Source organism: Streptomyces sp. 378 (assembly GCF_030124145.1).
GTDB lineage: Bacteria > Actinomycetota > Actinomycetes > Streptomycetales > Streptomycetaceae > Streptomyces.
Window position 1 is genome coordinate 1 of the sequence record NZ_JASKMS010000034.1, and the last position, 21548, is coordinate 21548.

Consider the following 21548-nt stretch of genomic DNA (forward strand, 5'->3'; position numbering starts at 1 on the left):
AGGCACCAGCCGCTCAACGATCCCCACGGGCGATAGCCTACCGAGTCAGCCAAATGAGATGACTTCTTAGTGAGCTGGGTATTTGCTGGTCAGGGGCGGTGGGCTGGGGCGCCTGCTGGTCGTCGTTGGTCGTCATTGGCCACTGTCGAGCGGCGTCGGACGGCCCAGGGACGGCCCAGCCATGGGTCGCGTGGACGGCGTCAGTCGGCGGAGGCGGCTCGCCATTGCGCGGTGATGCACCCTTCTTCCATGTCCCACCACTCCTTGGCCACACCGTGGTTGAGCAACCGTTGCACCTTGGCGAGATCGGCGGTGGGAGGGACGTCCAAGGCGACCATGCGGAAGCGTTCTATGCCCTCGCCGCAGACGCCGAGTTCGTGAAAGGCGTTGAGCACGCTCTGCCGTGCGGCTTCCGAACCGCTGTCACGAAGCACGATGAGGCGGATGGTGCAGTTCTCCGAACGCCGAACGACCTCGCCGGCCCACAGCACGCCCTCCTCGTCGGGCTCCGTGGCCACGATGTCCCCGCAGGCAATGCCTCGGACGAACCAGGGGATGTTGTCGAGCCGCGCAGTGCCGTCGCCTTGGTCGACCGCCCACAGACTCTCCACCGATGCCGGGGGCCAGTCGTCCTTGATCTCGAGTCGGAAGTGCACCTTCACGTACTGGCCCTCGGGGTTCGTCATGGTGCCCAGGATGCACAGCCCTGTCGCGCCGGCCGCGGGCGGGTGACGATGACATCTGCTCAAGCTGAATACGAGTTCGTCTGTGCCTCAGCCGACGACAGTTAGCCACGGCGTCGGGTGCGCCGATCGATCACGCACGCGTATGTCTCGCTGCACCCCCACCGGCCTCCGCCACGCTGCCGGTGCCGTCGACCAGAGCAAGCCACGACGGCCGACCCGCAATGACGCTGCCTGAGCCCTCAGCTTGGGGACTGCGAGCACCAAACACGTCGCTCCTGGGGCCCTCAGACGTAGCACCTTGGTTGCGTATTCCGACCACTAACAGACACACTTCGCGTCAGGGTTCGGGGAGGCGTTTCAGGATGTACCAGTGGGGGAAACTTTCGGACCGCGACGCGGAGGAGATCGTTTGCGATCTCCTGTCCGCAGAATGGGGCGTTCACGTAGAGAGGTTCCAAGCAGGGGCGGACGGGGGCGTTGATCTAAGGGTCAATGGACCGTGCGCCCCTCCCCTGAAGCTGCCGGAGGGAAGTTATGCGGTAGCACAGGTTAAGCACTATCCGACGGCAGCCCTAGCTCGCCTAAGGGCAACTTTTCAAAAAGAGGCAAAGCGCGGCGTCCATCGCCTCAGCTTTCGCTATTTTGCCGTCACAACTGCGCCTCTCAGCATCCATGGAAAGAACGAAATTGCCAAGCTATACAGTGAAGAGTTTCCCGTCTCTCAAATTCTAGGCCGGGAAGATCTTGAGTCCATGCTGGCCCGGCATCCCCGAGTGGAGCAACGTCATTTCAAGCTCTGGGTGGGCAATACGCTGAATCTGCAGCGCGTCCTTCGCTCAAAAGAAATCAGGCGAAGTAAGCACCTTGTAGAAGAACTTGCCAGGGACAGCGCTTATCTCGTTAACACCCGTGACGTCGACAGAGCAAGAAGCATTCTTGAATCGGAGGGTGCAGTAATTCTGTCGGGGCCGCCAGGCGTGGGAAAGACTTCGGCTGCGAAAATTCTGATAGGCGAGTGCATTTCGGCTGGGTGGGATCCTGTCGTCGCAGTCAACAACATCGATGAGGCGGAAGAGATTCTGGACGATGAAAGACGGCAGGTTGTCTTCTACGATGACTTTCTAGGATCCTCCCTCCGGACCGCCTTCCTGAATGGAAAGAATGAAGACGCCCGCATCGTCGGACTGCTCCAGGACGCCCGCCGTTCAGACAATTTGCGTCTGATCCTGACTACGCGGGAATACATCCTGACGAATGCGAAAATGCACCATCAGAGACTTCAGGATACTAGCGTAGATCTATCTCGCCTTATCATGGACTCCTCGGATATGACGGCGCTGGAGAGGGCGGAAGTTCTATATCGGCAGATCTTTTTTTCCGGAGCCAATCCAGTGTTGCAGCAACCTCTAGCAGAGGCGGAATGGGTTGAGGTTATCAAGCATCGAAACTTTAACCCACGGTTGTCGCACTTCTATATCGACCGTGTGGCGAGCGTTGCACGTGGAGAAGATGCGTCGGCTCTAACCAGTCGAGAGCTTGCGCTGGGGCTTCTGCAGTCGTTCGAGTCGCCTCTGGATCTATGGAAGGGGATCTACGATGATCAGCTTACCGAGCTCCAGAGGTGCGTTCTGCAGGTGCTTAGCACGTTTCGTACACTGCTTTTCGATGACGCGGTGGAGATTACGACGCGATACACGCAAGAAATTGGCGAGCCAGCCACCAAAAGTGAAATTCGCCAGGCTATGCGTGCGATAGATGGGGACTTCATCGAAATAAGCGACTTCTATAGTTTGCCACTGGTGGGGTTTGCCAACGCGTCCATCGGTGACTACGTGGCCTTTCGGCTCTCTGCCGACACTGCAGCCATCGAAGGGCTTCTGGCCAGTGCTGTCACATTTTCGCAAGTGGAAGTGCTGGCAGGCCTCGTGACTCCAACAAGCGAGAAGGAGGCCTGGCTGGATGATGGGTCAGTGGATGAGGCGGCCCAAATTAGCATCGACCGGTTCGCTTCTCCCGTAGCTATTTCGGGCCCGAAAGGGAAGGCGACGCGCAGGGCATTCGTCGAAGCTATGCTACGACTGTTCCCTTCCGGGATTTATGAATTTCATCCCGCTTATGGCAATGGATCGCAGCGGTGGAAAGTCATGCCGCCGTTGTCTGCTGAGCGCAGGATGAAAGCCATCTGGGATTTCGTCAGGAGCCATCGAATGGAGCAAGAGGCTTGGATCCCAGAGTCGCTGACCCAAGCCTTTCCCTCCGCACGCATTGCGAGCAAGGAAGGGATGTTGTCCCACCTATGGTTCACGCGCGGCATGTCTGATCATTCGCGCTGGAGTGAATTTCGCGAATGGCTCATAGATCATCTACGCGATTACTTCTTCAGTCAGGTGTTTGCTCCGGCCCACTTCTCTACTGCTCGAATCTATGCCCAGCGATATCGGGCACCGGGGCAAGTCGAGAGAGCCTCCCTTCGTCTTAATCTAGGACAAGCAGCATGGAAGTTTCTCGATGATCTGGAACATGAAGTGATTCGGATTAGCCAGGGTGACCTCCATGAAGATGTTGATTGTCTTATCACTGCGGCAGAATGGCTGGGTGTAGATATTGGGCAATTGGTTGCAGGTATTCGAGAATTTGAGGCCGCAACTTACGCTCGCGACTCAGCTCTCAAGGATCATGGGTCATCGCTGGAATTGGAAGCCGATGACCTCTTTCTCCAGGGTGATGACTTGCAGGGTGATTATTCGAGTGCACCTATCCGAATCTACCCGGCCAGCATTAGCAATCATGGCCTAGTTGTCGCGGCCAGAATTCTGGGGCGGCCATGAGAGGTCGGCGGAGCGGCTTTGGGGTGGCGCTGCTTTGGCGCGAGTGATCATGGCCCCGTAAGCTTGCGGCGCGTCGGGCAGTCTGTGGACCTGCCCGGTAAAGCACGACGTTGGGGCCATGATCTTCGAGGCTCGCGCCAAAGTGGCTTCGTAAAGCCGTGTAGCCGACCGCCCCAGCCACGACGTGCCCCTTCTCTGAGGGCAAGCGGCTGATTGCTGTGCGCGCGGCACGGGCGCCGGCCGGGCTGGAGCGGGGCGGAGACAGGAGCGCAGGCCCGGCCGGGGGCCGGGCCGCGCGCGGGGAGCGGAGCGAGCCGCCTTGAACCAGTAGAGAAAGTTGTAACTCAGTCTGTGGTGTGGGGCTTGAAGTCGTATGCGCAGGCTGGGAGTTCGACATCTTGGCGGTGAGCCATCGGTAGGAAGATCACTGGCCGGATCCTCCAGGTGATGCGGGTGCTGGCGTGGGTCACCGAGACTGTGCAGGGTTCCATGCGTAAGAGGGCTCGTCGCGTGTCAATGCGGCCGTCGTAGAGCCAGGCCCAGGCCTCATCGGAGGCGTCTGGATCGAGTGCCGGTGAGATCGTGCGCAGGGCGACCGCTACCCATCTGTCTGCCTGCGGCGCCGAGTATGCGTCGAAGGATGCCCGGAGTGCTGGCGACCCTGCCTCGTCGTTGACGTCCTGCGTCCAGCACTCGCACCAGAAGCCCCGCCGGGGCTTGTCCATCAGCACGGGCGTCCTCCCGGCTGGGTGTCCGTGAAGAGTTCGGCGGTGACGGTGTAGCCGCTGTGGCTGCCGTGGACGACGACCCGGTGTGCGATGACGCTGACCATGCCCAAGCCGCGGCCGTGTACCGCGTCCACGCTCGGCTGCTCGACCTTCGGAGCGATGCCCGTCCCACCCTCGTCGGTGACCGACAGGGCAACCACCTTGGGGGAGACAGCCAGGGCCAGGTGAAAGCTGCCCAGCCCGCCGCTCGCCGTGTGAAGGATCGCGTTCGCGCTCAGCTCGCTCACGATCAACTCGGCGTCATCGGCCAGGGGAGATCCCCGCAGGATGTCCCGCGTCCAGCGTCGGGCCCGGCTCACCTCTTCCGGAAAACCTGGGCAAGTGAGTCCCCAGACCCGGGCGGTGCTCGTATACTCGTGCATACAAGTTCCTTCGTGCTGGTAGGCCGCCATGTGCAGCGGGTTCGGGCTAGACGAGTTTCACGCCGTCGTGGGCGCGGATGGCCGGCGGGGATACCGCGTCCAATGCGTCCAGGACGCGGATCGCGTATGCCTCGTCGGCGAGTTCGATGACTTCTTCGCGGGTGGCCCAGCGCAGTGCGCGGGTCTCGTCCCCGGTGGCGGGCGTGCCGTCGGCGGCCTCACAGCGGAAGACCATGGAGACGATCAAGCCCTTCATGTTCTTGTAGATCCCGGTCAGGGTCGCGGGAAGTGCGATCTTGATGCCGGTTTCTTCGAGAACTTCGCGCTGGAGGGCCTCGGGGATGGTTTCCTCGCGTTCGAGGATGCCGCCCGGGGGTTCCCAGTGGCCGTTGTCGCGGCGTTTGATCAAGAGGGCGCGGTCCTGGTCGTCGACGATGACTCCGGCGACGCTCACGGAGTGCGGACGGTCGGTGCTCACGTTCCTCTGCCCTCTCGGATGGCTAGGCTCTCCACCGTAGCAACAAAGCTCGCCCACTCGTCTAGATACCTAAAGGAGTACACGTGCCCCCTCTTTCCTCCGGCCTCCTCGGCGACCTCGACCCCACGAGCGATCGTGCGGTCTTCCGGCAGATCGCCGACCAGCTGCGCGAGGCCATCGACCGTGGGCGATTCCGCGAGGGCGAAAAGCTGCCCTCCGAGGCCGAACTAGTCGAGCATTACGGGGTTTCCCGTATGACGGTTCGAAACTCCTTCTCCGTCCTCCAGGGCGAGGGCCTGGTGCACGCCGAGCACGGCAAGGGCGTCTTCGTGCGACCACGCCCGCCTGTCAGGCGGCTCGCCTCCGACCGGTTCGCCCGGCGCCACCGCGAGCAGGGGAAGTCCGCGTTCATCGTCGAGGCCGACGCCGCCGGCAGTCACCCGCAGGTGGACAGCCTGGAGGTCAAGGAAGAGAAGGCCAGCCAGGACGTCTCCACCAGGCTCGGGTCCGTGCGGCGAGTGCTCGCCCGGCGTCGCCGGTATCTGCTGGACGGGCGACCCGTGGAGTTCGCCACCTCGTATCTGCCGCTCGACATCGCGCGGGGCACACCGATCGCCGAGCCGAACCCCGGGCCCGGTGGCATCTATGCCCGGCTTGAGGAGCTGGGGCACCGCCTCGACCACTTCGAGGAAGAGATCCGTGCCCGGATGCCCTCGCCCGATGAGGTGCGGACGCTGCGGCTGGCCTCCGGCGTGCCGGTCATCCACCTGATCCGCACCGCGTTCGACCAGGAAGGGCGGGCCGTGGAGGTCTGCGACACGGTCATGGCAGCCGACGCGTACGTCCTGTCGTACCAGCTCCCGGCGACGTGATCGCCTGACCGGTGGTGGTGCGCGGGGAGGCTCCTCCGAACTCGTACACCCCAACAGGCATACTCGTATAGACGAGTGGGCAAGTGGTGTGGCAAGGTGGTTGCCGTTCCCGGGAGATCGGGTTCGAACGCCGCATCTTGTATAGACGAGTAGATGGGAAGAAGTCTTGCGCACCATCCGTGTAGAGACCTCGGCCGCAACGATCCTGCTGACCGAGGCCCCCGAGCCCAAGGTCCGCGACCGGCAGACGGGCGAGATCGCCAAGGACGCCACCAGCGGAGAGGCGCTGATGACGATCGGCGTCGTCTACCTGGAGGACGGCGAATCGTCGCTGATCAAGGTCACCGTTCCCGAGAGCGGCGTTTCCGAGGGGCTGACGCTCGGGGCTCCGGTCTCGCTTCCGGGTCTGGTGGCCCGGCCGTGGGAGAGCGTCTTCAACGGGCAGCAGCGGCACGGCATCGCCTACCGCGCCGCCGCCGTGACTCCGGCCGCGTTCCCGGCCGCCACCGGGGCCGCTGCCTGATGACCGATCTGACGACACTCCTGGAAGTGGGTGGTCCTGTCGCCGCACTCGGCGGCGGGGCCGCCTACGCCCGGGCCAAGCATCCCGGGGTGTACTGGTCCACGGTCGGCTTGCCGATATCCACGGCCCGGCTGCTCAGCTCGTACGGCTCGGTTATGGAGGCCTGCGGCCTGACGGTGGCTCCGTCCCGGCTGCGGATGCTGGCGGTCAAGGCCACCACTCGCCGTGAAGTTCGTCCCGTACCGCCGCGTCGGGGCCTCATCCGGCCCACCTCGACCGGGCTGCGGCTCCGTCTGCGGCTCGCTCCGGGGCAGGAACCCGCCGACGTCGCCGCCTCGGCCGAACGGCTGCGGCACGCCTGGGGCGTTCACGCCGTGTACGTGACCACAGTCAGGCCCGGTGTGGTGGAGCTACGGCTGGTGGGCTTCGACGTGCTGCGGCGGGTGCGGATGCCTCGCAAGGTGAGCGCCGGGTTCCTTCAGGTGCCGGTGGCCCTGCGGGAGGACGCCATGCCGTTCGTACGCGACTACCGGACCGTGCCTCACCAACTCACCCTCGGCGCGACCTTGTCGGGCAAGTCCATGTACCTGCGGCACCTGATCGCTGGGCTCGCCCCTCAGCCGGTCGCCCTCGTCGGTATCGACTGCAAGCGCGGTGTGGAGCTGGCGCCATTCGCCTCCCGGCTCTCCGCGCTGGCGACCGACCCGGAGCAGGCGGCCGAGCTGCTGCCCGTACTGGTGAAGGAAATGGAGGACCGCTACGACCTGATCAAGGCCCGGCAAGGCATCGCCCCGGACACCCCGGCCGAGGAGATCACTTCCGACTTCTGGGGACTGCCCGAGTCCGAACGCCCGGTCCCGGTCGTGCTGTTCGTGGACGAGGTCGCTGAACTCTTCCTCGTCGCTACCAGAAAGGACGAGGAGCGGCGGGACGAGATGGTCACCCAGCTCATTCGCCTCGCTCAGCTCGGCCGTGCGGCCGGCATCTACCTGGAGGTCTGCGGGCAGCGCTTCGGCGCCGAGCTGGGCAAGGGCGCCACCATGCTGCGGGCCCAGTTGACCGGCCGCGTCTGCCACCGCGTCAACGACGAAGCCTCCGCGAAGATGGCACTCGGCGACATCGCACCCGAAGCGGTCTCCGCCGCCTGCGCCATCGCCCCTGAACGACCCGGCCTCGCCGTGGCCGGTGACACCTCCGGCGGCTGGTCGCGCATCCGCACGCCGTACCTGTCCCTCGGTGACGCTGCCGAGACCTGCCGCGAGTCGGCCCACCTGGTCCCCGACCTGCCCGCGCTCAAGCCCTTCCGGCCCGACGTGCCCGTACGGCCCGTCGAGACACCGGGCCCGGCCGTGCGGCCCCGGCCAGTGGCTGACTGACCCGCGTCCCACTCAACCTCGGTCGGCGTGACCGCCTCACGCCACATCCCTACCCCTCCCATGCCCGAATTCGGAAGGAGCCGCAGCATGCGCGCCCACCTGGCCCGCGTCGATGCGGTGCTCGTTCAGGCGGTTATCGCCGCCGCGCTGTCCTTCGCCCACCTGCACGATGTCGCCTCGGCGGCCGGACAAGACGGGTGGAAGGCGTGGGCCTACCCGATCAGCGTTGACCTGCTGCTCGTCGCCGCCTGGCGCCGACTGCGCTCCGGAGAGGCGAAAGCGGCCGGGTGGTGCTGGTTCCTGATCGCACTCGCCGCGTCCCTGGGCGCGAACGTCGCCACCGCTGGCCTGCTCGACCTGGATCACGTACCGGCCTGGCTGCGCATCCTCGTGGCGGGCTGGCCCGCGGTCGCTTTCCTCGGCGGAACGCTCCTGGTCCACTCGCCGCCGACAGCGCACGACGAGGCCAGTGACGCCGTAGACCAACAGGATCCTGACGACTTCGAGGACGAGGAGAACGCGCCCGATCCCACGCCAGACCCCCCGACGCCACCGGCGGCCGACCCGGCACCGGCCCCGCCGTTGGCCCCGCCTCCGGTCGCTGTCCCGGCCGCCCTGGTCGAGCACGCCCGCAAAGTCGCCGCCGAGCATCACACCCGCACCGGAACGGCCATCGACACGCCGACCCTGCGCGCACGCCTCGGTGTCCCGTCGCCCATGGCCGAAGCCATCGCTGCACAGCTCACCTGACCAGCCAAGGGAGACCATGCCGCTCTGCTTCAACACGGCCGCCGACTACCTCGCAGCGGCCCGCGAGATGGCCGTCATTGGTCGGCCGGCCCTTGCCCGGCTCCTCGCCGAAGAAGCCGCCGACCGCACGCAGGATCCGGAAGAAGCCGCCCGAATCCTGGGCGACTTCCCCCGTCCCAGCCCGCGACAGGAGGACTGACCGCATGCCCGCACCGAAGCGCTTCCGCCACGTCAGCCGCATCGGCCCAGTCCAGGTCGGCACGTACTACGACGGCCGGGGCCAGGAGAAGCACACCGCCGCCTGCACCGCCCCGCGCTGCGGCTTCTCCACCGACTACGACGGCCGCGCCGCCGCCGAGCTGGCTGCCCGCACCCACCGCTGCCCCGTTCGCTGAAAGGACCCTCGCCTCGTGACCGTCAGCCTGCCGCTTGTCGTCGTCCTCGGCTTCTTCGTCTGGGGAGCAGTCAGGTTCCTCGGCGTCCGCGTCTGGATCGTCGTCCTGATCGCCCTCTTCGGCTTCTGGCTCTCCCACACGTTCCTCGCACCCGCTATCGAGTCCGGCACACGTTCCGGCGTAACCGTCATAAACGGCTCACACATCTAGACGAGTAGATAAGGAGCCCTGACCGTGTTCCTCCCGAAATACCCCGACAGCCCGACCCCGCCGCCTGCACACACTCACACCCCGACCGAGCCGGCACCCGTACGGCGCTCGCTCCCGTCGGTCTCCGTCGATCAGAAGACCGTCGTGGTCGTCGGCGGGGTTGTCCTCACCGCGCTTCTGGCGGCCGTCGCCGTCACGGCCATCTCCGTAGCCGTTGCCGCCGTCGTCCTGCGCTCCATGCTCCGCGATCACCACCGCCGCTGAACCGCGCTGGCCTCCGGGGCGGCGGCACACGACCAAGCATTTCGCCGCCCCGGCGCCTGCTCCTCCCGACCCAGCAAGTCAGAAGGGGAACGCCATCTTCACCCGCACCACTCCGGCACCTCTCCCGGAACTCGCGAACCTGGCCGCGCAGGGCACGCTGCCGGGTATCCTCCGCCAGCTCTCCGGACTCGGCGGCTGCACCAGCCCGATCCGCCTTGACGGCCACCGCACCGAGTACGACGTCAACACCCGCACCGGCGAGATTGGCAACGTCCTCCACCGCCTCGACTCGACCAGCCTCCCGGCCGGACAGCTCCTCGTCCGCTGCAACAACCGCCGCACGACCCGCTGCGCGGCCTGCGCCGAGGTCTACCGCCGCGACACCTTCCACCTGATCACCTCCGGCCTGCGCGGTGGCAAGGGCATCCCCGAACACGTCGCCATGCACCCGCGCGTGTTCGCCACCTTCACCGCGCCGAGCTTCGGCCCGGTTCACAACCGACCCTCCAGCGGGCGTCCCTGCCGCTGCGGCACCCACCACGACCAGGACGATGACGTACTCGGCTCCGCGCTCGACCCGGACACCTACGACTACGAAGCTGCCGTGCTCTGGAACGCCCACGCCGGTCCGCTCTGGCGGCGCTTCTCCACCTACCTGCGCCGAGAGGTCGCCAAGCGCGCCGGCCTGTCTCAGCGGTGCTTTCGCGAGCACGCCCGCGTGTCCTTCGCCAAGGTCGCCGAGTACCAGAAGCGCGGCGCAGTCCACTTCCACGCCGTCATCCGCATCGACGGCCCCAGCGGCGGCGACACTCCACCCCCTACCTGGGCAACCGCCGATCTACTCACGGACGCGATCCGCGCTGCCGCTGCCAGGGTTCGCGTGGACGGACCGGTCCTCGACGGCCGTGCGCACACCTTCACCTTCGGCCGCCAACTCGACGTCCGCCCCATCCGCTCGGCCGACTTCAACGACGGCCAGGAGCTCACCGAACGAGCCGTCGCCGCCTACATCGCCAAGTACGCCACCAAGGGCGCTGAGACAGCGACGGGAGCTCTCGACCGACCGCTCAAGTTCGCCGCCGAACTCGCCCAGCTCGACATCAGCGACCACGCCCGCCGCATGATCCGCACCGCATGGTTCCTCGGCGCACGCAAGGACCTCGAACACCTCCGCCTGCGCGCCTGGGCCCACATGCTCGGATTCCGCGGCCACTTCTCCACCAAGTCCCGCCGCTACTCCACCACCCTCGGCGCCCTCCGCGACGCCCGCGCCGAATGGCGCCGTGCGCAAGCCACACCTGGCGACGGCCCCGAGCCCGACACGACGTACGTGCTCTCGCACTGGGTCTTCGCCGGAACCGGCCTCTCGGACGCCGAAGCCTGGCTTGCCGCGTCCCTTGAACCCGCCCCCGGAACGGAAGGAGAGCCCACCCATGCATGACGACGAACTGCTGACGGTGCCTGACGTGATGGAGCGGCTGAAGCTCGGCCGCTCAACCGTCTACGACCTCATCCGCTCCCGTCGTCTGCCCTCGATCACCATCGGCCGATGCCGTCGCATCCCCGCGCGGGCTGTCCGCGAGTACATCACCAACGAACTGGAGGCAGCCGCCTGATGGCCCAGCAACGCAAGCGCAACCCCAACGGCGCCGGCACCATCACCAAGCGCAAGGACGGCCGCTTCCAGTGCGCGGTCTACGTCCTCCAGCCGGACGGAACCCGGGCCCGCAAGTTCGCCTACGGCAAGACTTGGGCCGAGTGTGACGCCAAGCGTCGTGAGCTGCTCGACAAGGTGGACCAGGGTGTGCCCGTGCCCACCAAGTCGGCCAGGCTTTCGGACTGGCTCCCTTACTGGCTGGACAACGTCATCAAGCCCCGGCGGAAGCTCAGCACGTTCGACAAGTACGAGGCACACGTCCGGCTCTACCTCGTGCCCCTGCTCGGCTCCAAGCGGCTCGAATCCCTCGGCGTCGCTGACGTCCGCCGCTTCCTCGTCCGCCTGGAGAGGGAGACGACCGCCGCAACGGCCAAAGAATCGCACCGAGTTCTGCGCTCGGCGCTGTCCTCCGCCTGCCGCGAGGAGTTGATCACGCGCAACGTCGCCAAGCTCGTCGAGCCGCCCCGCACCGACAAGCCTGAGCTGCACCCCTGGACCCTCGACGAGACGCTCGACTTCCTCGCAGCCTCCCGCAAAGACCCGCTCTACGCGGCCTTCGTCCTCGCCATCGCCATGGGGCTCCGCCGGGGAGAGATCGTGGGCCTGCGCTGGTCGGACGTCGACCTCGACAACCGCGTCCTCTACGTCCGCCACCAGGTCCAGCGTCGCCGTGGCGTCCTGTATGACGACGACCCCAAGAGTCGCCGTCGCAGGGCGGTTCCTCTCCCCGCCCTGTGCATTGCGCCCCTGCGCTGGCACCGCCTACGCCAGGCAGAGGCTCGTGCCAAGGCGGGGGAGAGGTGGCAGGAGTCGGACTACGTCTTTGCCACCCGCACCGGTCGGCCTGTCGAGCCGCGCAACCTGTACCGCTCCTTCACCCGCGTCGCCCAGTCCGCCGGCCTCCGTGTGATCCGGCTGCACGACGCTCGCCATGGAACGGCAACCTTGCTCACGGCGGCCGGAGTCGCGCCCCGCGTTGTGATGGAGATCCTCGGGCACAGCCAGATCAGCATCACGATGGACGTCTACACCCACGTCGTCCAGGACACGCAGCGCGAAGCCATGAGCCACATGGATCGCCTGCTCAGGAGACGCCCCATCCGCGCGTGACCGCCCGCGTTGATGTCAGATGTGGATGTCAGAAGGGCCCCACCTCCGAAATTTCGGAAGTGGGGCCCTTCTGAGCTGGTGCCCCCGGCAGGATTCGAACCTGCGACACCCGCTTTAGGAGATCATCCGGGCGCTCCGCTGGTCAGCGCCAACGCGTGCCCGCCTCCTGCGGAGGGTGTGGGGCCGGCCCTCCGAGTACGGCAACGTTCGCTGGTGTTGCCGTCAGAGACTGCCGTCACCCCGCTGCTTCCCCCGGCCCGCTTCATGCGCGAACGTGAAGGGGCGGGCTCGCCCTTGGGTGCTGGTCCGCATATGGCCCATTACCTCTGGAGTTCCTCAACTCACCTGCGCGGATGAGCGCCTGCGCGGATATCCAAGTCGCTGGTTCTCACCAGGGCTGGACTGTCGTCATCTGTCGTCATCTGTCGTTGTGGGCCGCCTTCGGACGGCCCACAGACGGCCCAGGCCTGCCTATGGCACGGGGCCTCACGATCATTGACGTGCACTTGAGACCCGCGCAGCACTATGGCCGTGGCCGTGGTGCGGGCCACCGGCCGGCCGGGGCGCCGACATTCGGGGTCATCATGTGGTGATCATGTAGCGGAGCGTGACGTAGCCCGCTAGCCTGATGGTCTGTGAGGAAACGGGGGAGCCAACCATGGGTGAGATCGTAACTTCAGCGGTGACCTTCCTAGGCAGAGCAGCCGCGGCGCCAGTTAAAGACGCAGCCCTGCGGCGCCCTGAAATCGTCAATATCTTGAAAAAGCTTCGCCTAGACCCTAAGCAGCCTCCCCGAGACTTCTACAGCCTCTACGCTTACGCACTCGTTGAAGGGCTATACGGAAAATCAGATTCGCTCCTGAAGCTCTTCAACGACGAGTATGTGCAGCAGTCCTTTTTTCGATCCTTTTCTGATGGAGACTGGTCTCGTCTTGAACGAGAGGTAGCGGAGGCTGTTGAGCGCAATCGAGAGACAAGAGAATTCGGACACCTACCATACGATGTCGATAGTGAAACCAGGGAGTTTATCGACAAGTTTCAGGAGCTCGTTAGCCGCAGCAGAATGGCGTACGAGGCGCGCTTCGAGAATAAATTGGACAACGTCTCGAACATGCTCGACCAAGTACTCAGGACGCGAGATGAGGAGGAGGAGCATCGCCAGTCTGAGGATCCAAAGCGCGCCGTTTCAAGCCCTGAGGAAAGGCTTGGAAGCGATGTACAGGTTTGGTTCCAGGCTGTCGGATATCGAATCCGCGATCAATGGCATGTCGGGGATTTTGGTATGGCTCTCAGTGTGGAGGTCCCCCAGCGCCGACGAGGCAGATACGACCTCGTCCTGGCCCTCTGCGTCGATGGAGAACTGGCACCCTATCATTTGGAAGTCTTGCAGGAGCTAGTTTGTGAAAAGGGCTTCTCTGAGGGGTGGGGTATCGCTCAGCTGAGAGTGAGTGAAGCTGCTCGCCGACTGGCAGAGAACTCCGATGGCGCTTTGTATTGCTATTCCTTTGATGAGTTGATCGATCTTGAGGCTGACTTCGAGCCGTACATTGCGTGGCTCGAGAAGGAAGTGCGTACTCGGCATATCGACTCGCGGTTCGTGCCTCTTTCGTGCCGCAAAGAGGAAATCGATCCGAGGACAGAAAAATCCTTCGGAACCAGCGAGTATGACTGGCGAGATGGCGGTCTCGACAAGTATGTGGACTCCTGGCTCGCGGACCCAGCAAAAAAGCATCTCTCCCTCCTGGGTGAGTTCGGTATGGGTAAGTCGTGGTTTGCTCTCCATCTGGCTGGAAGATTGGCGGCAGGCTGGAAGGACGCAAAGGCGCGCGGAGTGGCCCGCCCGAGGATTCCATTGATCATTCCTCTACGCGACTACGCTAAGCAGACATCAGTTTCCGCACTACTCTCTGAGTTCTTCTTCCATAAACATCAAATCGAAATTCGAAATTACGAAGTCTTCAACGTCCTGAACCAAATGGGGCGTTTTCTTCTCATCTTCGATGGTTTTGATGAGATGGCGTCGCGAACCGACCGCAACACTATGGTTGCCAACTTTTGGGAGCTGGCAAAGGTCGTAGAGCCTGGAGCTAAGGTACTTCTTAGTAGTCGCACTGAATACTTCCCTGAAGCCAAAGAGGCTAGAGACCTCTTCGATGCTCGGGTTTCAGCTGCCGCTACAAGTGTTCCGTCGGAGGGGCCAACGTTTGAGATAGTAGAACTTGTGCCTTTCGATGATGAGCAAATTCGAAGGATGCTCTCTCATTTGCTGGCTCCAGAAAAGCTTGCGATCGTGATGGAACACGAAGGCGTGCGCGACCTCATGCGCCGGCCCGTGATGTCGGAGCTTGTTATCGACGCCCTGCCTGAAATCGAGCAGGGCGCAGCGATAAATTTGGCGCGCATCTATCTTTACGCGATCAAGAGAAAAATGGATCGGGATGTGTCATCCGAGCGCACTTTCACATCTCGTGCAGACAAGTTGTTCTTCCTGTGCGAGGTAGCATGGGAGATGATCAGAACAAATCAGCTGAGTCTCAACTATAAGGACTTCCCTGAGAAGCTTCGCGCCTGTTTCGGCTCCGTTGTCGAGAGTGCACAGGATCTCGACTATTGGGAGCAGGATATGCGCAACCAAAGTATGCTAGTTCGGAACGCGCGTGGAGATTACGGCCCTTCGCACAAGTCTCTCCTTGAGTTTCTCATTGCTTTCAGATTTGCAGCCGAGCTGGGTTTGCTTCAAGGGGACTATTTGCGCCTCATTCCCGGTGCAGAAAAGCAGGGCGGAAAGCCGTTCTCGTGGTCCGAGTACTTCACGCTGCGTGGTGATGATGGCGAATTTCCTGGGATCTCCGCGTTTCGGTCAGAAGATATCGACAAGTTGGCCGACACCTTCGGGAGCGCGGAATATAATCCAGTTGTTTTCGACTTCCTTGCAGCTATGGTCAAGGAGTCAAATGCGTATCAGACGGTACTCTTGGCTCACATTCGGGGTACAGCACGTGCGGTGGATGCGCGATCTCTCGGCGGTAACTGCGCTCATCTGCTCGTGCAGGCCGGCGGGGACCTCGCAGGAGCGGATCTCAGTGGTAGTAGCCTGAGTGGGCTCGGTCGGTCGGGTGACACTTTCATCGACTTGTCACTCGAAGGCGCTGACCTTTCTCGCTCTGATCTGACTGGTTGTACCCTTTCGTATTTCGATAAGCGAGGCGCGAACTTCGCAGGGGCTCGACTGCGAGGCAGTGATTTCCTCATCAGTAGAGTTTTTGCCCAAGATATCATTATTCAGGCTACCGGTGCGGTCACGATTCTCCGTATTACCACGCACGATGGGCGGCCCTGGAATCTTGTCGAAGCGGTTGCCTTGCACTGGCCGTTAGGTGATATCTCCACGCAACCCATGGAATTTCCCCTTCGGGAGGTGGATCCGAACTCTTTTCTTGCAGGATGCAGGATTTTCACCTGGGGTTCAGAAGCGTGGGGATCCTCTGATGCAGAGGGGACTGTGATCCGATCAACGATCACTGGCGAAGTGCTTAAGCGCTACTCTGGTCGATTTGCATCTGCTGTTAGCTGGGGTAATCGACTAGCTGCAGTCGAGGTGTCCGGCCCTAAGTTGTCCTGGCGAGTAGTTAACCCTGATTCTGGCGAAATGCTCGCAGAGTGTGATGGCGACAACATCCGCCCTGAGGGTGTGAATATGTGGGCCATGGTTCCAACATCTCGGGGGGTAGCTCTGTGGTCCGCAACTGAATCGCAGAGCCGAAGGGCTGAGATGACGGCCGAAACTGGGGGACTCCTAGCGGAGACTGCGACGTTCGCGGTTGGCACCGCTAATGCCGTGTCGAAGAATTCCGGCATCGAAGTTTTGGCGGACGACGATACTGTCTATGTTCATGATTACGAATTCACTGCCCATATTTTCGCTAGGCAGGAAGTTGGAGATGCGCTTGATGAATTGTCGAGTGCGCATTACCAGGCTCTCACTCCGGATCGACGCCACATGGTTGTCGCCTCAGGGCACACGCTCTCGGTGTGGGATGTCGGATTGCGACCGTGGCGAAGGTTGTGGAGCCAGCCCATCAGCTCCAGCCTGAGTACGTCTCCAGGTTTCTCCGAGGGGGGGAACTATGTCCTGATTGGCTTGCGGTCCGGTGAGCTCATGGCATGGTCTGTCCAAACTGGTGAGCTCTTGGGCGCGATCAGTTTGAACCCTCACCTCGAAGACGCGACCTTCTCATATGAAGGGGACCTGAACCAGTGGGAGCAAGACACGATCCTCCGGTCGGGGGGAAGGATCGAGGAGGGATAGCTACCTAGCCACCTACCGAAGATCGGTGCGCATCTCCGGCATCGGGTGGCTGATCGCCCGAAAGAGGCAGGGGCCTGGAGCGCTTGCCGGGGTGGAGTGGGGTCGACGATGCGTGTCCTCAGCGTGCTTCGGCCACCTCGGAGTAGACAGCCTGCGCTGCAGAGGCAGCGCAGGCACGAGGTAGGGAAATTCAGAACGCTACTGCTTGCCCTGGCATCAGGTGCCCGGGCGGGCCGCTACATCAGCTGGCATGAGTCGGCTGGTGAAGCCTTCGAGGCACAGTCGCTGAAAGGCGGCTACAAGGGTGTCTGGAACGTCCTGCTCGATGGACAGACCCAACGTTGGAAAGACGAGCACGCGTTGCAGGGCGCCCACGATCATGTCGATCACCATGCGAGCGTCTCCGATGGAATCGGCGTACTCCTTCAAACCCAACGAGTTGGACGCGCACACCACTTCGACCTCGGGCCAGAGCTTGCGCATCATGCCGTACGAGCGCCGCTCTTCGTACGGCTTGCTCACGAGCAGGACGGACGAGACCTTGACACCGGCCTCTGCCAGCACCGCTTTCGTGAATTTGATGTTCTCGCCGGTGTTCGTGGCACGCGGCTCCAGGAGTACCGCGGACTCCGGTACCCCTAGCTGCAACGCCCGCTCGCGGTAGTGGACAGCTTCACCCCGCGGCATGCGTGCCTGGGTCGTAGGGCTCGTGGCCCCCGTGAAGACGATGACCGGCGCCATGCCCTGGTGGTACAGCTCCGCTGTCACGTCAGCCACGCCGAGGTCGTGACTGCCCAGCCCCACCGCCACCGAACACGGCCGTGGAGCATGGTGCATGAAGTGGTAGTCCCACAGGAGTTGAGCATCCGCCCATGCCTGAGCCGAGATCATTCCTGCCCCTTCGTGTCCTGTGCCGAGTCGGGAACCTTGAAGTCGTACTCCCACGCGAAGCGGGAAGCCGCGTGAACGCCCACCGCGAACTCAACCACCGTGCCATCTGCGGTGTACGTGGTCCGGTGCAGCTCGACCACAGGCTCGCCGGCGGGGAGCTGTAGGAGCTGCACTTCGTCCGTTGTCGGGACACGGGCGAACAGGGCCTCCCTCATGTGGTCGATCTCGTATCCGGCGTCGTAGAGGACCCGGTACCCGCCGCCACGGCCGGCAGGCCCCGGGGTGGGGTCGACGATGCGTGTCCCCTCAACGTGCTCCGGCCGGTAGTAGCTGGTCAGGGTGTGAGTCGGCTGCACCCCTTCCTTCACGAGTCGGGCGCGTGCGTACACCTCGGAGCCGACTGGGACACCCAGCCCCTCCGCTACGAGGTTGTCCGCCTCGATACGGCTCACGGTCTGCGTCTGCTCGTTGCGCTTGTACGCGCGTCCCGATGCGACGCGGTCAGCGATGAACGCGACTTCGTCACCGTCGCGCCACTTCGCCTTGTCGTAACGGGCGATACCCAGCCGCTTGAGTGCAGTGCGAGGACGCACGACGGTGCCGTGTCCGCGCGTCGAAGTCACAAGGCCTTCGGCCTCCAAGGCCTTGTAGGCCTTGTGGACGGTCTCCTTTGAGCCTTCCCCCGCCTCCACTAGCTCTCTGATCTGGGGCAACTGGGCGCCCGGCGGCAACTGACCGCTCTTGATCTGCTCCGCGAACCTGTCCGCCAGGTCGCGCCACTTCGGTGCCACGCAGAACTCCTCTCGACCAAGCCAGTGAACCACATAGTCCTAGGACTGTTGACAGTCCTAGGACAGCGTGGCACTGTCATCTCAAGCCGCTCGCAGTCCTAGGACAGCGGGTCGGAAGGGTCTTCTTTGGGCTGCTTCCAGGCCGTACCGGTTCGGGATAGCTCGCCTTTCGGGGCGGGCCCCTTGCCGGAAGCTCCTTGACAACTCAATGGGGATTACGCCGCCTCTCCTCGGCCAAGTAGGCGGCCACACGGGTTCCCCGTGTGAGGTACAGCACAACTCGATCTCCGCAGCCTCGCTGCGGCCGGTTGCCTCCGCTGCTCGTCGCGCACGAGCAGCGCTGAGGGGAGCCGCGTGGGCTTCACCCGTCATCCATCGAGAGGACTGTTCATGGACCGCCTGAAGGCACAGGCCTCGAAGAACCGTGAGGCAGCGAAGGTGCTGCGTAGCCGTGGCAAGGACACCGCCGCGAAGCAGATGGAGGCCCGTGCCGACGAGTTGGAGTCGGGCCGGGTTACCGACGTCACCGACTCGGTCGTCGGCCTGTTCCGCTGGGCGCAGGGCCGCTGACCTAGAACTTGCTCATCCCGTAAACGGCGCGCCCCCGGAGCTGGCACTCCGGGGGCGCTGTCGGGCCGTACCCGTTGAGAGGACACACGACCCAATGAGCCACATCGTTACTGTTCAGGACGCTGTTACCGCGTTCGCCGACTTCATGGAGCCGACGGACGCGGAGGTGGACGCGATCGAGCAGGAGATGCCCGTCATCCTGGCGGACATCGAGCTGCTGGACGCGCACATCGTCACCCTGGATCGCATCCCGACCGAGCTGGACGCCCGCCGCATCCGCCGGGCCCGGCGGAGGGCGCTCGCCGCCCGTGTCGCCCTGGTCAACCAGGCGGCCGGCGAGAGCCTGCCGGGGGGTGCCGCGTGATGGCCCGCTTCGGCCTCACGCCGCTCGAACGGTGCCACGTCGAGAACGCCCGCAAGGAACTCGCGGCTGCGCAGACGTTGAACCTGCTCGACGAGAACGCCATGGCCCGCACGATCGGCCGACTTGAGGTCGCCGTGGAGCGGCTGATCGAGATGGTCGACGCGGGCACCGGCGAGATGGCCGGCCGGTGCCCGGCCGCGCACCCCGAGGACCTGACGCCGTGCACCGGCCCGGTCGTGGTGACCGTCCTCGACGCGGCCAACTCCGGTGCCGGGGGCTGCGAGCACCACGCCGCCCGTCTGCTGGCCTCGATCACTGCGGGGCGGCCGGTCGCCATGCCGGATGCCCCCGCCGGAATCGCCGTGCGCATCTTCCGGGCCGCGCACCACATGCGGCCCTACCCGTGGCGGGAGGAGCGGGCATGACCGCGACGAACGAGAACCTGGCCGCCGCGCACGCTGAGGTGAAGGCGGAGATCACGCGGACCGACACCAAGACCGGTCTGCTGCTGGCGTTCGTCGGCGCGGTGATGGCCGGCGCCTGGACGGTCGCCCGTGACCTGCCCCTGACGCTCCCCGCCTACATCGCGGGCGGGCTCGGGATGGTGCTGCTGGTCGTGGCGGCCGGGCTGCTGCTGCGCTCGACCCGGCCGAACCTTCGCGGCCGGCACGGTTTCCCGCTGTGGGCCACGCTCACCGCCGAGGAGATCACCGCCGCGGTCGCTACCGACCTGGCCGCAGACATCGCCGGACTGTCCCGGCTCGCGGTCGCCAAGTTCACCACCCTGCGCCGCGCGGTCGACCTGACCATGACCGGCGGCACCCTGCTTGTCATCGCCGCGCTGCTCACGGTGGGGGGTGCCCGGTGAAGCACACCAAGCTGACCCGCGTTCAGGTCGGGGTGCTGGCCGCCGCATTCGTGCCGATGCTCGCCACCGGCGTGTTCGGCGGGATCGGCACCTACAGCAACATCGGCCACGCCTACGGCAAGGGCACCGCGCTTGGGGCGCTCGCGGCGGGTGAGGGCGCCACCGCCGTGCTCGCCCTGGTCCTGCTCGGGCTGACCATGCTCGGGCAGTCCTCCCCGCGCATCGTGCGGGTGGGTCTGTGGGCGCTGCCGGCAGCCGCCGCCGTCATGGGCGCGATGGCGGCGCCCGATCCGGGCCGCACGGTCATCTACGCCCTGACCCCGATGGGCATGTCCGTCTCGGCTGAGGGCATGGCGTTCCTCGCCCGGCGGATCGTCGTCCACACCGACGGCCGCGACGCGGAGAACGAGCGCCGCACCGCCGATCTGGTGCAGGCGCTCGCCTACCATCGCGCCCGCGCCGCCTCCCACCCCAGCGACCGGGTCCGGACGTGGTCGGAACGTAAGTCGTGGCGGCTGGCCCGCAAGGTCGGAGTCGGCGACACGGCACTCGGATCGAGGCTGCTGGACGTGCAGCGCGACCGGGTCACCGCCGGTGCGGATGCCGCACTCGCCTCGATGTTCGGCGGCACCGCCCCCACCCCTGCCCTCGATTCCGCACCGTGTGCGAATGCGGATGAATCCACCAAGACCATCATGAAACGGTCTACGGCTGAACTGCGGGAATCGACCCCGGACCCGGTAGTGACGCTGACCCGTCTGACCGTGCCGGAACCGGTCGCGGTCGACCTGGGCAAGTCGATCCCTCCGCTCAAGCCGGTGCCCGCGATCCCCGCCCCGATCGAGCCCCCGGCTGCCAAGCCCGTACGGCGGGCCGTGGCTGCGGAATCGACCCCGCCGCCACGTCGGGCGACCGGCCGGCTGCCCGACGTGGCCCGATCGCCCCGGCCCAAGCGCACTCCGGAAGAACTGCTGACCGAAGCGCGGTCGGTCACGGCCGATTGGCCGGACGCGAAGGTGACCGCCGAGGGCATCCGCCGCGCGATCCACACATCACCGGCCAACGCGCGCAAGCTGCGGGATGCGCTGCTGGGCGAGCGGGCCGCGTGATGAGGGCGCTGCCGGTGTTCCGGTGGCGCCTTGCCCCGGACGGCTACGCCACCCGCCGACAGCTCAGGGCGCGTGGCTTGCGGCCCGGTGGTCAGGACGTGGCCGCGACCCTCGAACGCCCCCGCCGACGGCGGGGGCCGCTGGTCGCCTACCTCTACCGCGTCGACCTGGCCAAGCCGGTCCGACCGATGACGCCGGGCCGGTGGGCGGCCCTGGCCAAAGCCAACGCCGCCCGCCGCCTCTGCCCCGCCTGCCGCCGGGATGCGGGCTACGTCATCCCCGCCTCACTCGGCACCTGCGTGCCCTGCGCCTACCCCGACCCCGCCGACTCCCCGAGGAGTGCCTGA

Annotated in this window: 25 protein-coding genes; 19 read left to right on the forward strand and 6 right to left on the reverse strand. The window is 64.8% G+C overall.

What is annotated here, in order from left to right; translation table 11 throughout:
* Positions 1–200 precede the first annotated feature (200 nt).
* The gene (locus QNO09_RS33010) at positions 201–686 is read right to left on the reverse strand and encodes a DUF4265 domain-containing protein (RefSeq protein WP_283973908.1); all 486 of its coding nucleotides are present in this window, start codon (positions 684–686) and stop codon (positions 201–203) included.
* A 362-nt stretch (positions 687–1048) separates the two neighbouring features.
* Between QNO09_RS33010 and QNO09_RS33015 the strand changes: the two genes are divergently transcribed.
* Positions 1049–3514: an nSTAND3 domain-containing NTPase gene (locus tag QNO09_RS33015; protein WP_283973909.1), complete on the forward strand. Its 2466-nt coding sequence runs from the start codon at positions 1049–1051 to the stop codon at positions 3512–3514.
* A gap of 344 nt (positions 3515–3858) precedes the next feature.
* Here the strand turns inward: QNO09_RS33015 and QNO09_RS33020 are convergent, their stop codons facing one another.
* The 3 genes from QNO09_RS33020 to QNO09_RS33030 are packed head-to-tail and all read right to left on the reverse strand — an operon-like array spanning position 3859 to position 5118.
* On the reverse strand, positions 3859–4245 hold the full coding sequence (locus tag QNO09_RS33020) for a hypothetical protein (protein ID WP_502962376.1): 387 nt from the start codon (positions 4243–4245) through the stop codon (positions 3859–3861).
* Positions 4239–4664, reverse strand: a complete 426-nt coding sequence (locus tag QNO09_RS33025) for an ATP-binding protein (RefSeq protein WP_283973910.1) — start codon at positions 4662–4664, stop codon at positions 4239–4241. Before QNO09_RS33025 ends, QNO09_RS33020 begins: the two co-directional genes overlap by 7 nt.
* Positions 4665–4710: 46 nt before the next feature.
* Complete coding sequence (locus tag QNO09_RS33030; RefSeq protein WP_283973989.1) at positions 4711–5118, reverse strand: NUDIX hydrolase; 408 nt, start codon at positions 5116–5118, stop codon at positions 4711–4713.
* A gap of 107 nt (positions 5119–5225) precedes the next feature.
* Between QNO09_RS33030 and QNO09_RS33035 the strand changes: the two genes are divergently transcribed.
* From QNO09_RS33035 to QNO09_RS33090, 12 genes are all read left to right on the forward strand, one after another.
* Positions 5226–6014, forward strand: a complete 789-nt coding sequence (locus QNO09_RS33035; RefSeq protein WP_283973911.1) for a GntR family transcriptional regulator — start codon at positions 5226–5228, stop codon at positions 6012–6014.
* A 166-nt stretch (positions 6015–6180) separates the two neighbouring features.
* Positions 6181–6537 carry an SCO3933 family regulatory protein gene (locus tag QNO09_RS33040; protein ID WP_030851889.1) on the forward strand — a complete coding sequence of 119 codons (357 nt, stop codon included), beginning with the start codon at positions 6181–6183 and terminating at the stop codon, positions 6535–6537.
* Entirely contained in the window at positions 6537–7913 is a 1377-nt protein-coding gene (locus QNO09_RS33045) for an FtsK/SpoIIIE domain-containing protein (protein WP_283973912.1), read from the forward strand. The genes QNO09_RS33040 and QNO09_RS33045 overlap by 1 nt, the downstream gene beginning before the upstream one ends.
* An 87-nt stretch (positions 7914–8000) precedes the next feature.
* The gene (locus QNO09_RS33050) at positions 8001–8663 is read left to right on the forward strand and encodes a DUF2637 domain-containing protein (RefSeq protein ID WP_283973913.1); all 663 of its coding nucleotides are present in this window, start codon (positions 8001–8003) and stop codon (positions 8661–8663) included.
* A 16-nt stretch (positions 8664–8679) separates the two neighbouring features.
* Positions 8680–8862: a hypothetical protein gene (locus QNO09_RS33055; protein ID WP_283973914.1), complete on the forward strand. Its 183-nt coding sequence runs from the start codon at positions 8680–8682 to the stop codon at positions 8860–8862.
* Between the two features lie 4 nt (positions 8863–8866).
* The gene (locus tag QNO09_RS33060; protein WP_283973915.1) at positions 8867–9058 is read left to right on the forward strand and encodes a mobile element transfer protein; all 192 of its coding nucleotides are present in this window, start codon (positions 8867–8869) and stop codon (positions 9056–9058) included.
* A gap of 15 nt (positions 9059–9073) precedes the next feature.
* The gene (locus QNO09_RS33065) at positions 9074–9268 is read left to right on the forward strand and encodes a hypothetical protein (protein ID WP_283973916.1); all 195 of its coding nucleotides are present in this window, start codon (positions 9074–9076) and stop codon (positions 9266–9268) included.
* Positions 9269–9292: 24 nt separating this feature from the next.
* A complete protein-coding gene (locus QNO09_RS33070; protein WP_283973917.1) occupies positions 9293–9532 on the forward strand; it encodes a SpdD protein in 240 nt (79 codons plus the stop codon).
* 139 nt (positions 9533–9671) lie between these two features.
* Entirely contained in the window at positions 9672–10973 is a 1302-nt protein-coding gene (locus QNO09_RS33075; protein WP_283973990.1) for a replication initiator, read from the forward strand.
* Complete coding sequence (locus tag QNO09_RS33080; protein WP_086602848.1) at positions 10966–11148, forward strand: helix-turn-helix domain-containing protein; 183 nt, start codon at positions 10966–10968, stop codon at positions 11146–11148. The genes QNO09_RS33075 and QNO09_RS33080 overlap by 8 nt, the downstream gene beginning before the upstream one ends.
* The gene (locus QNO09_RS33085) at positions 11148–12299 is read left to right on the forward strand and encodes a tyrosine-type recombinase/integrase (RefSeq protein WP_283973918.1); all 1152 of its coding nucleotides are present in this window, start codon (positions 11148–11150) and stop codon (positions 12297–12299) included. The genes QNO09_RS33080 and QNO09_RS33085 overlap by 1 nt, the downstream gene beginning before the upstream one ends.
* 658 nt (positions 12300–12957) lie before the next feature.
* Positions 12958–16608 carry an NACHT domain-containing protein gene (locus QNO09_RS33090; protein WP_283973919.1) on the forward strand — a complete coding sequence of 1217 codons (3651 nt, stop codon included), beginning with the start codon at positions 12958–12960 and terminating at the stop codon, positions 16606–16608.
* A gap of 216 nt (positions 16609–16824) precedes the next feature.
* On the opposite strand, the gene QNO09_RS33095 is transcribed toward QNO09_RS33090, so the two are convergent.
* The gene (locus QNO09_RS33095) at positions 16825–17499 is read right to left on the reverse strand and encodes a YdcF family protein (RefSeq protein ID WP_283973920.1); all 675 of its coding nucleotides are present in this window, start codon (positions 17497–17499) and stop codon (positions 16825–16827) included.
* Positions 17496–18290, reverse strand: coding sequence for a GntR family transcriptional regulator (locus QNO09_RS33100; protein WP_283973921.1), 795 nt, complete (start codon positions 18288–18290; stop codon positions 17496–17498). The genes QNO09_RS33095 and QNO09_RS33100 overlap by 4 nt, the downstream gene beginning before the upstream one ends.
* Positions 18291–18680: 390 nt before the next feature.
* Here QNO09_RS33100 and QNO09_RS33105 point away from each other — a divergent pair, with 390 nt between their 5' ends.
* The 6 genes from QNO09_RS33105 (at position 18681) to QNO09_RS33130 (ending at position 21548) form a co-directional block, all read left to right on the forward strand.
* Positions 18681–18860, forward strand: coding sequence for a hypothetical protein (locus QNO09_RS33105; RefSeq protein WP_283973922.1), 180 nt, complete (start codon positions 18681–18683; stop codon positions 18858–18860).
* Positions 18861–18954: 94 nt separating this feature from the next.
* Entirely contained in the window at positions 18955–19224 is a 270-nt protein-coding gene (locus tag QNO09_RS33110) for a DUF6284 family protein (protein ID WP_283973923.1), read from the forward strand.
* On the forward strand, positions 19224–19649 hold the full coding sequence (locus QNO09_RS33115) for a hypothetical protein (RefSeq protein WP_283973924.1): 426 nt from the start codon (positions 19224–19226) through the stop codon (positions 19647–19649). The genes QNO09_RS33110 and QNO09_RS33115 overlap by 1 nt, the downstream gene beginning before the upstream one ends.
* Positions 19646–20092, forward strand: coding sequence for a Pycsar system effector family protein (locus QNO09_RS33120; protein ID WP_283973925.1), 447 nt, complete (start codon positions 19646–19648; stop codon positions 20090–20092). Before QNO09_RS33115 ends, QNO09_RS33120 begins: the two co-directional genes overlap by 4 nt.
* A 56-nt stretch (positions 20093–20148) precedes the next feature.
* Complete coding sequence (locus tag QNO09_RS33125) at positions 20149–21201, forward strand: conjugal transfer protein (RefSeq protein WP_502962377.1); 1053 nt, start codon at positions 20149–20151, stop codon at positions 21199–21201.
* On the forward strand, positions 21201–21548 hold the full coding sequence (locus tag QNO09_RS33130) for an RRQRL motif-containing zinc-binding protein (RefSeq protein WP_283973927.1): 348 nt from the start codon (positions 21201–21203) through the stop codon (positions 21546–21548). Before QNO09_RS33125 ends, QNO09_RS33130 begins: the two co-directional genes overlap by 1 nt.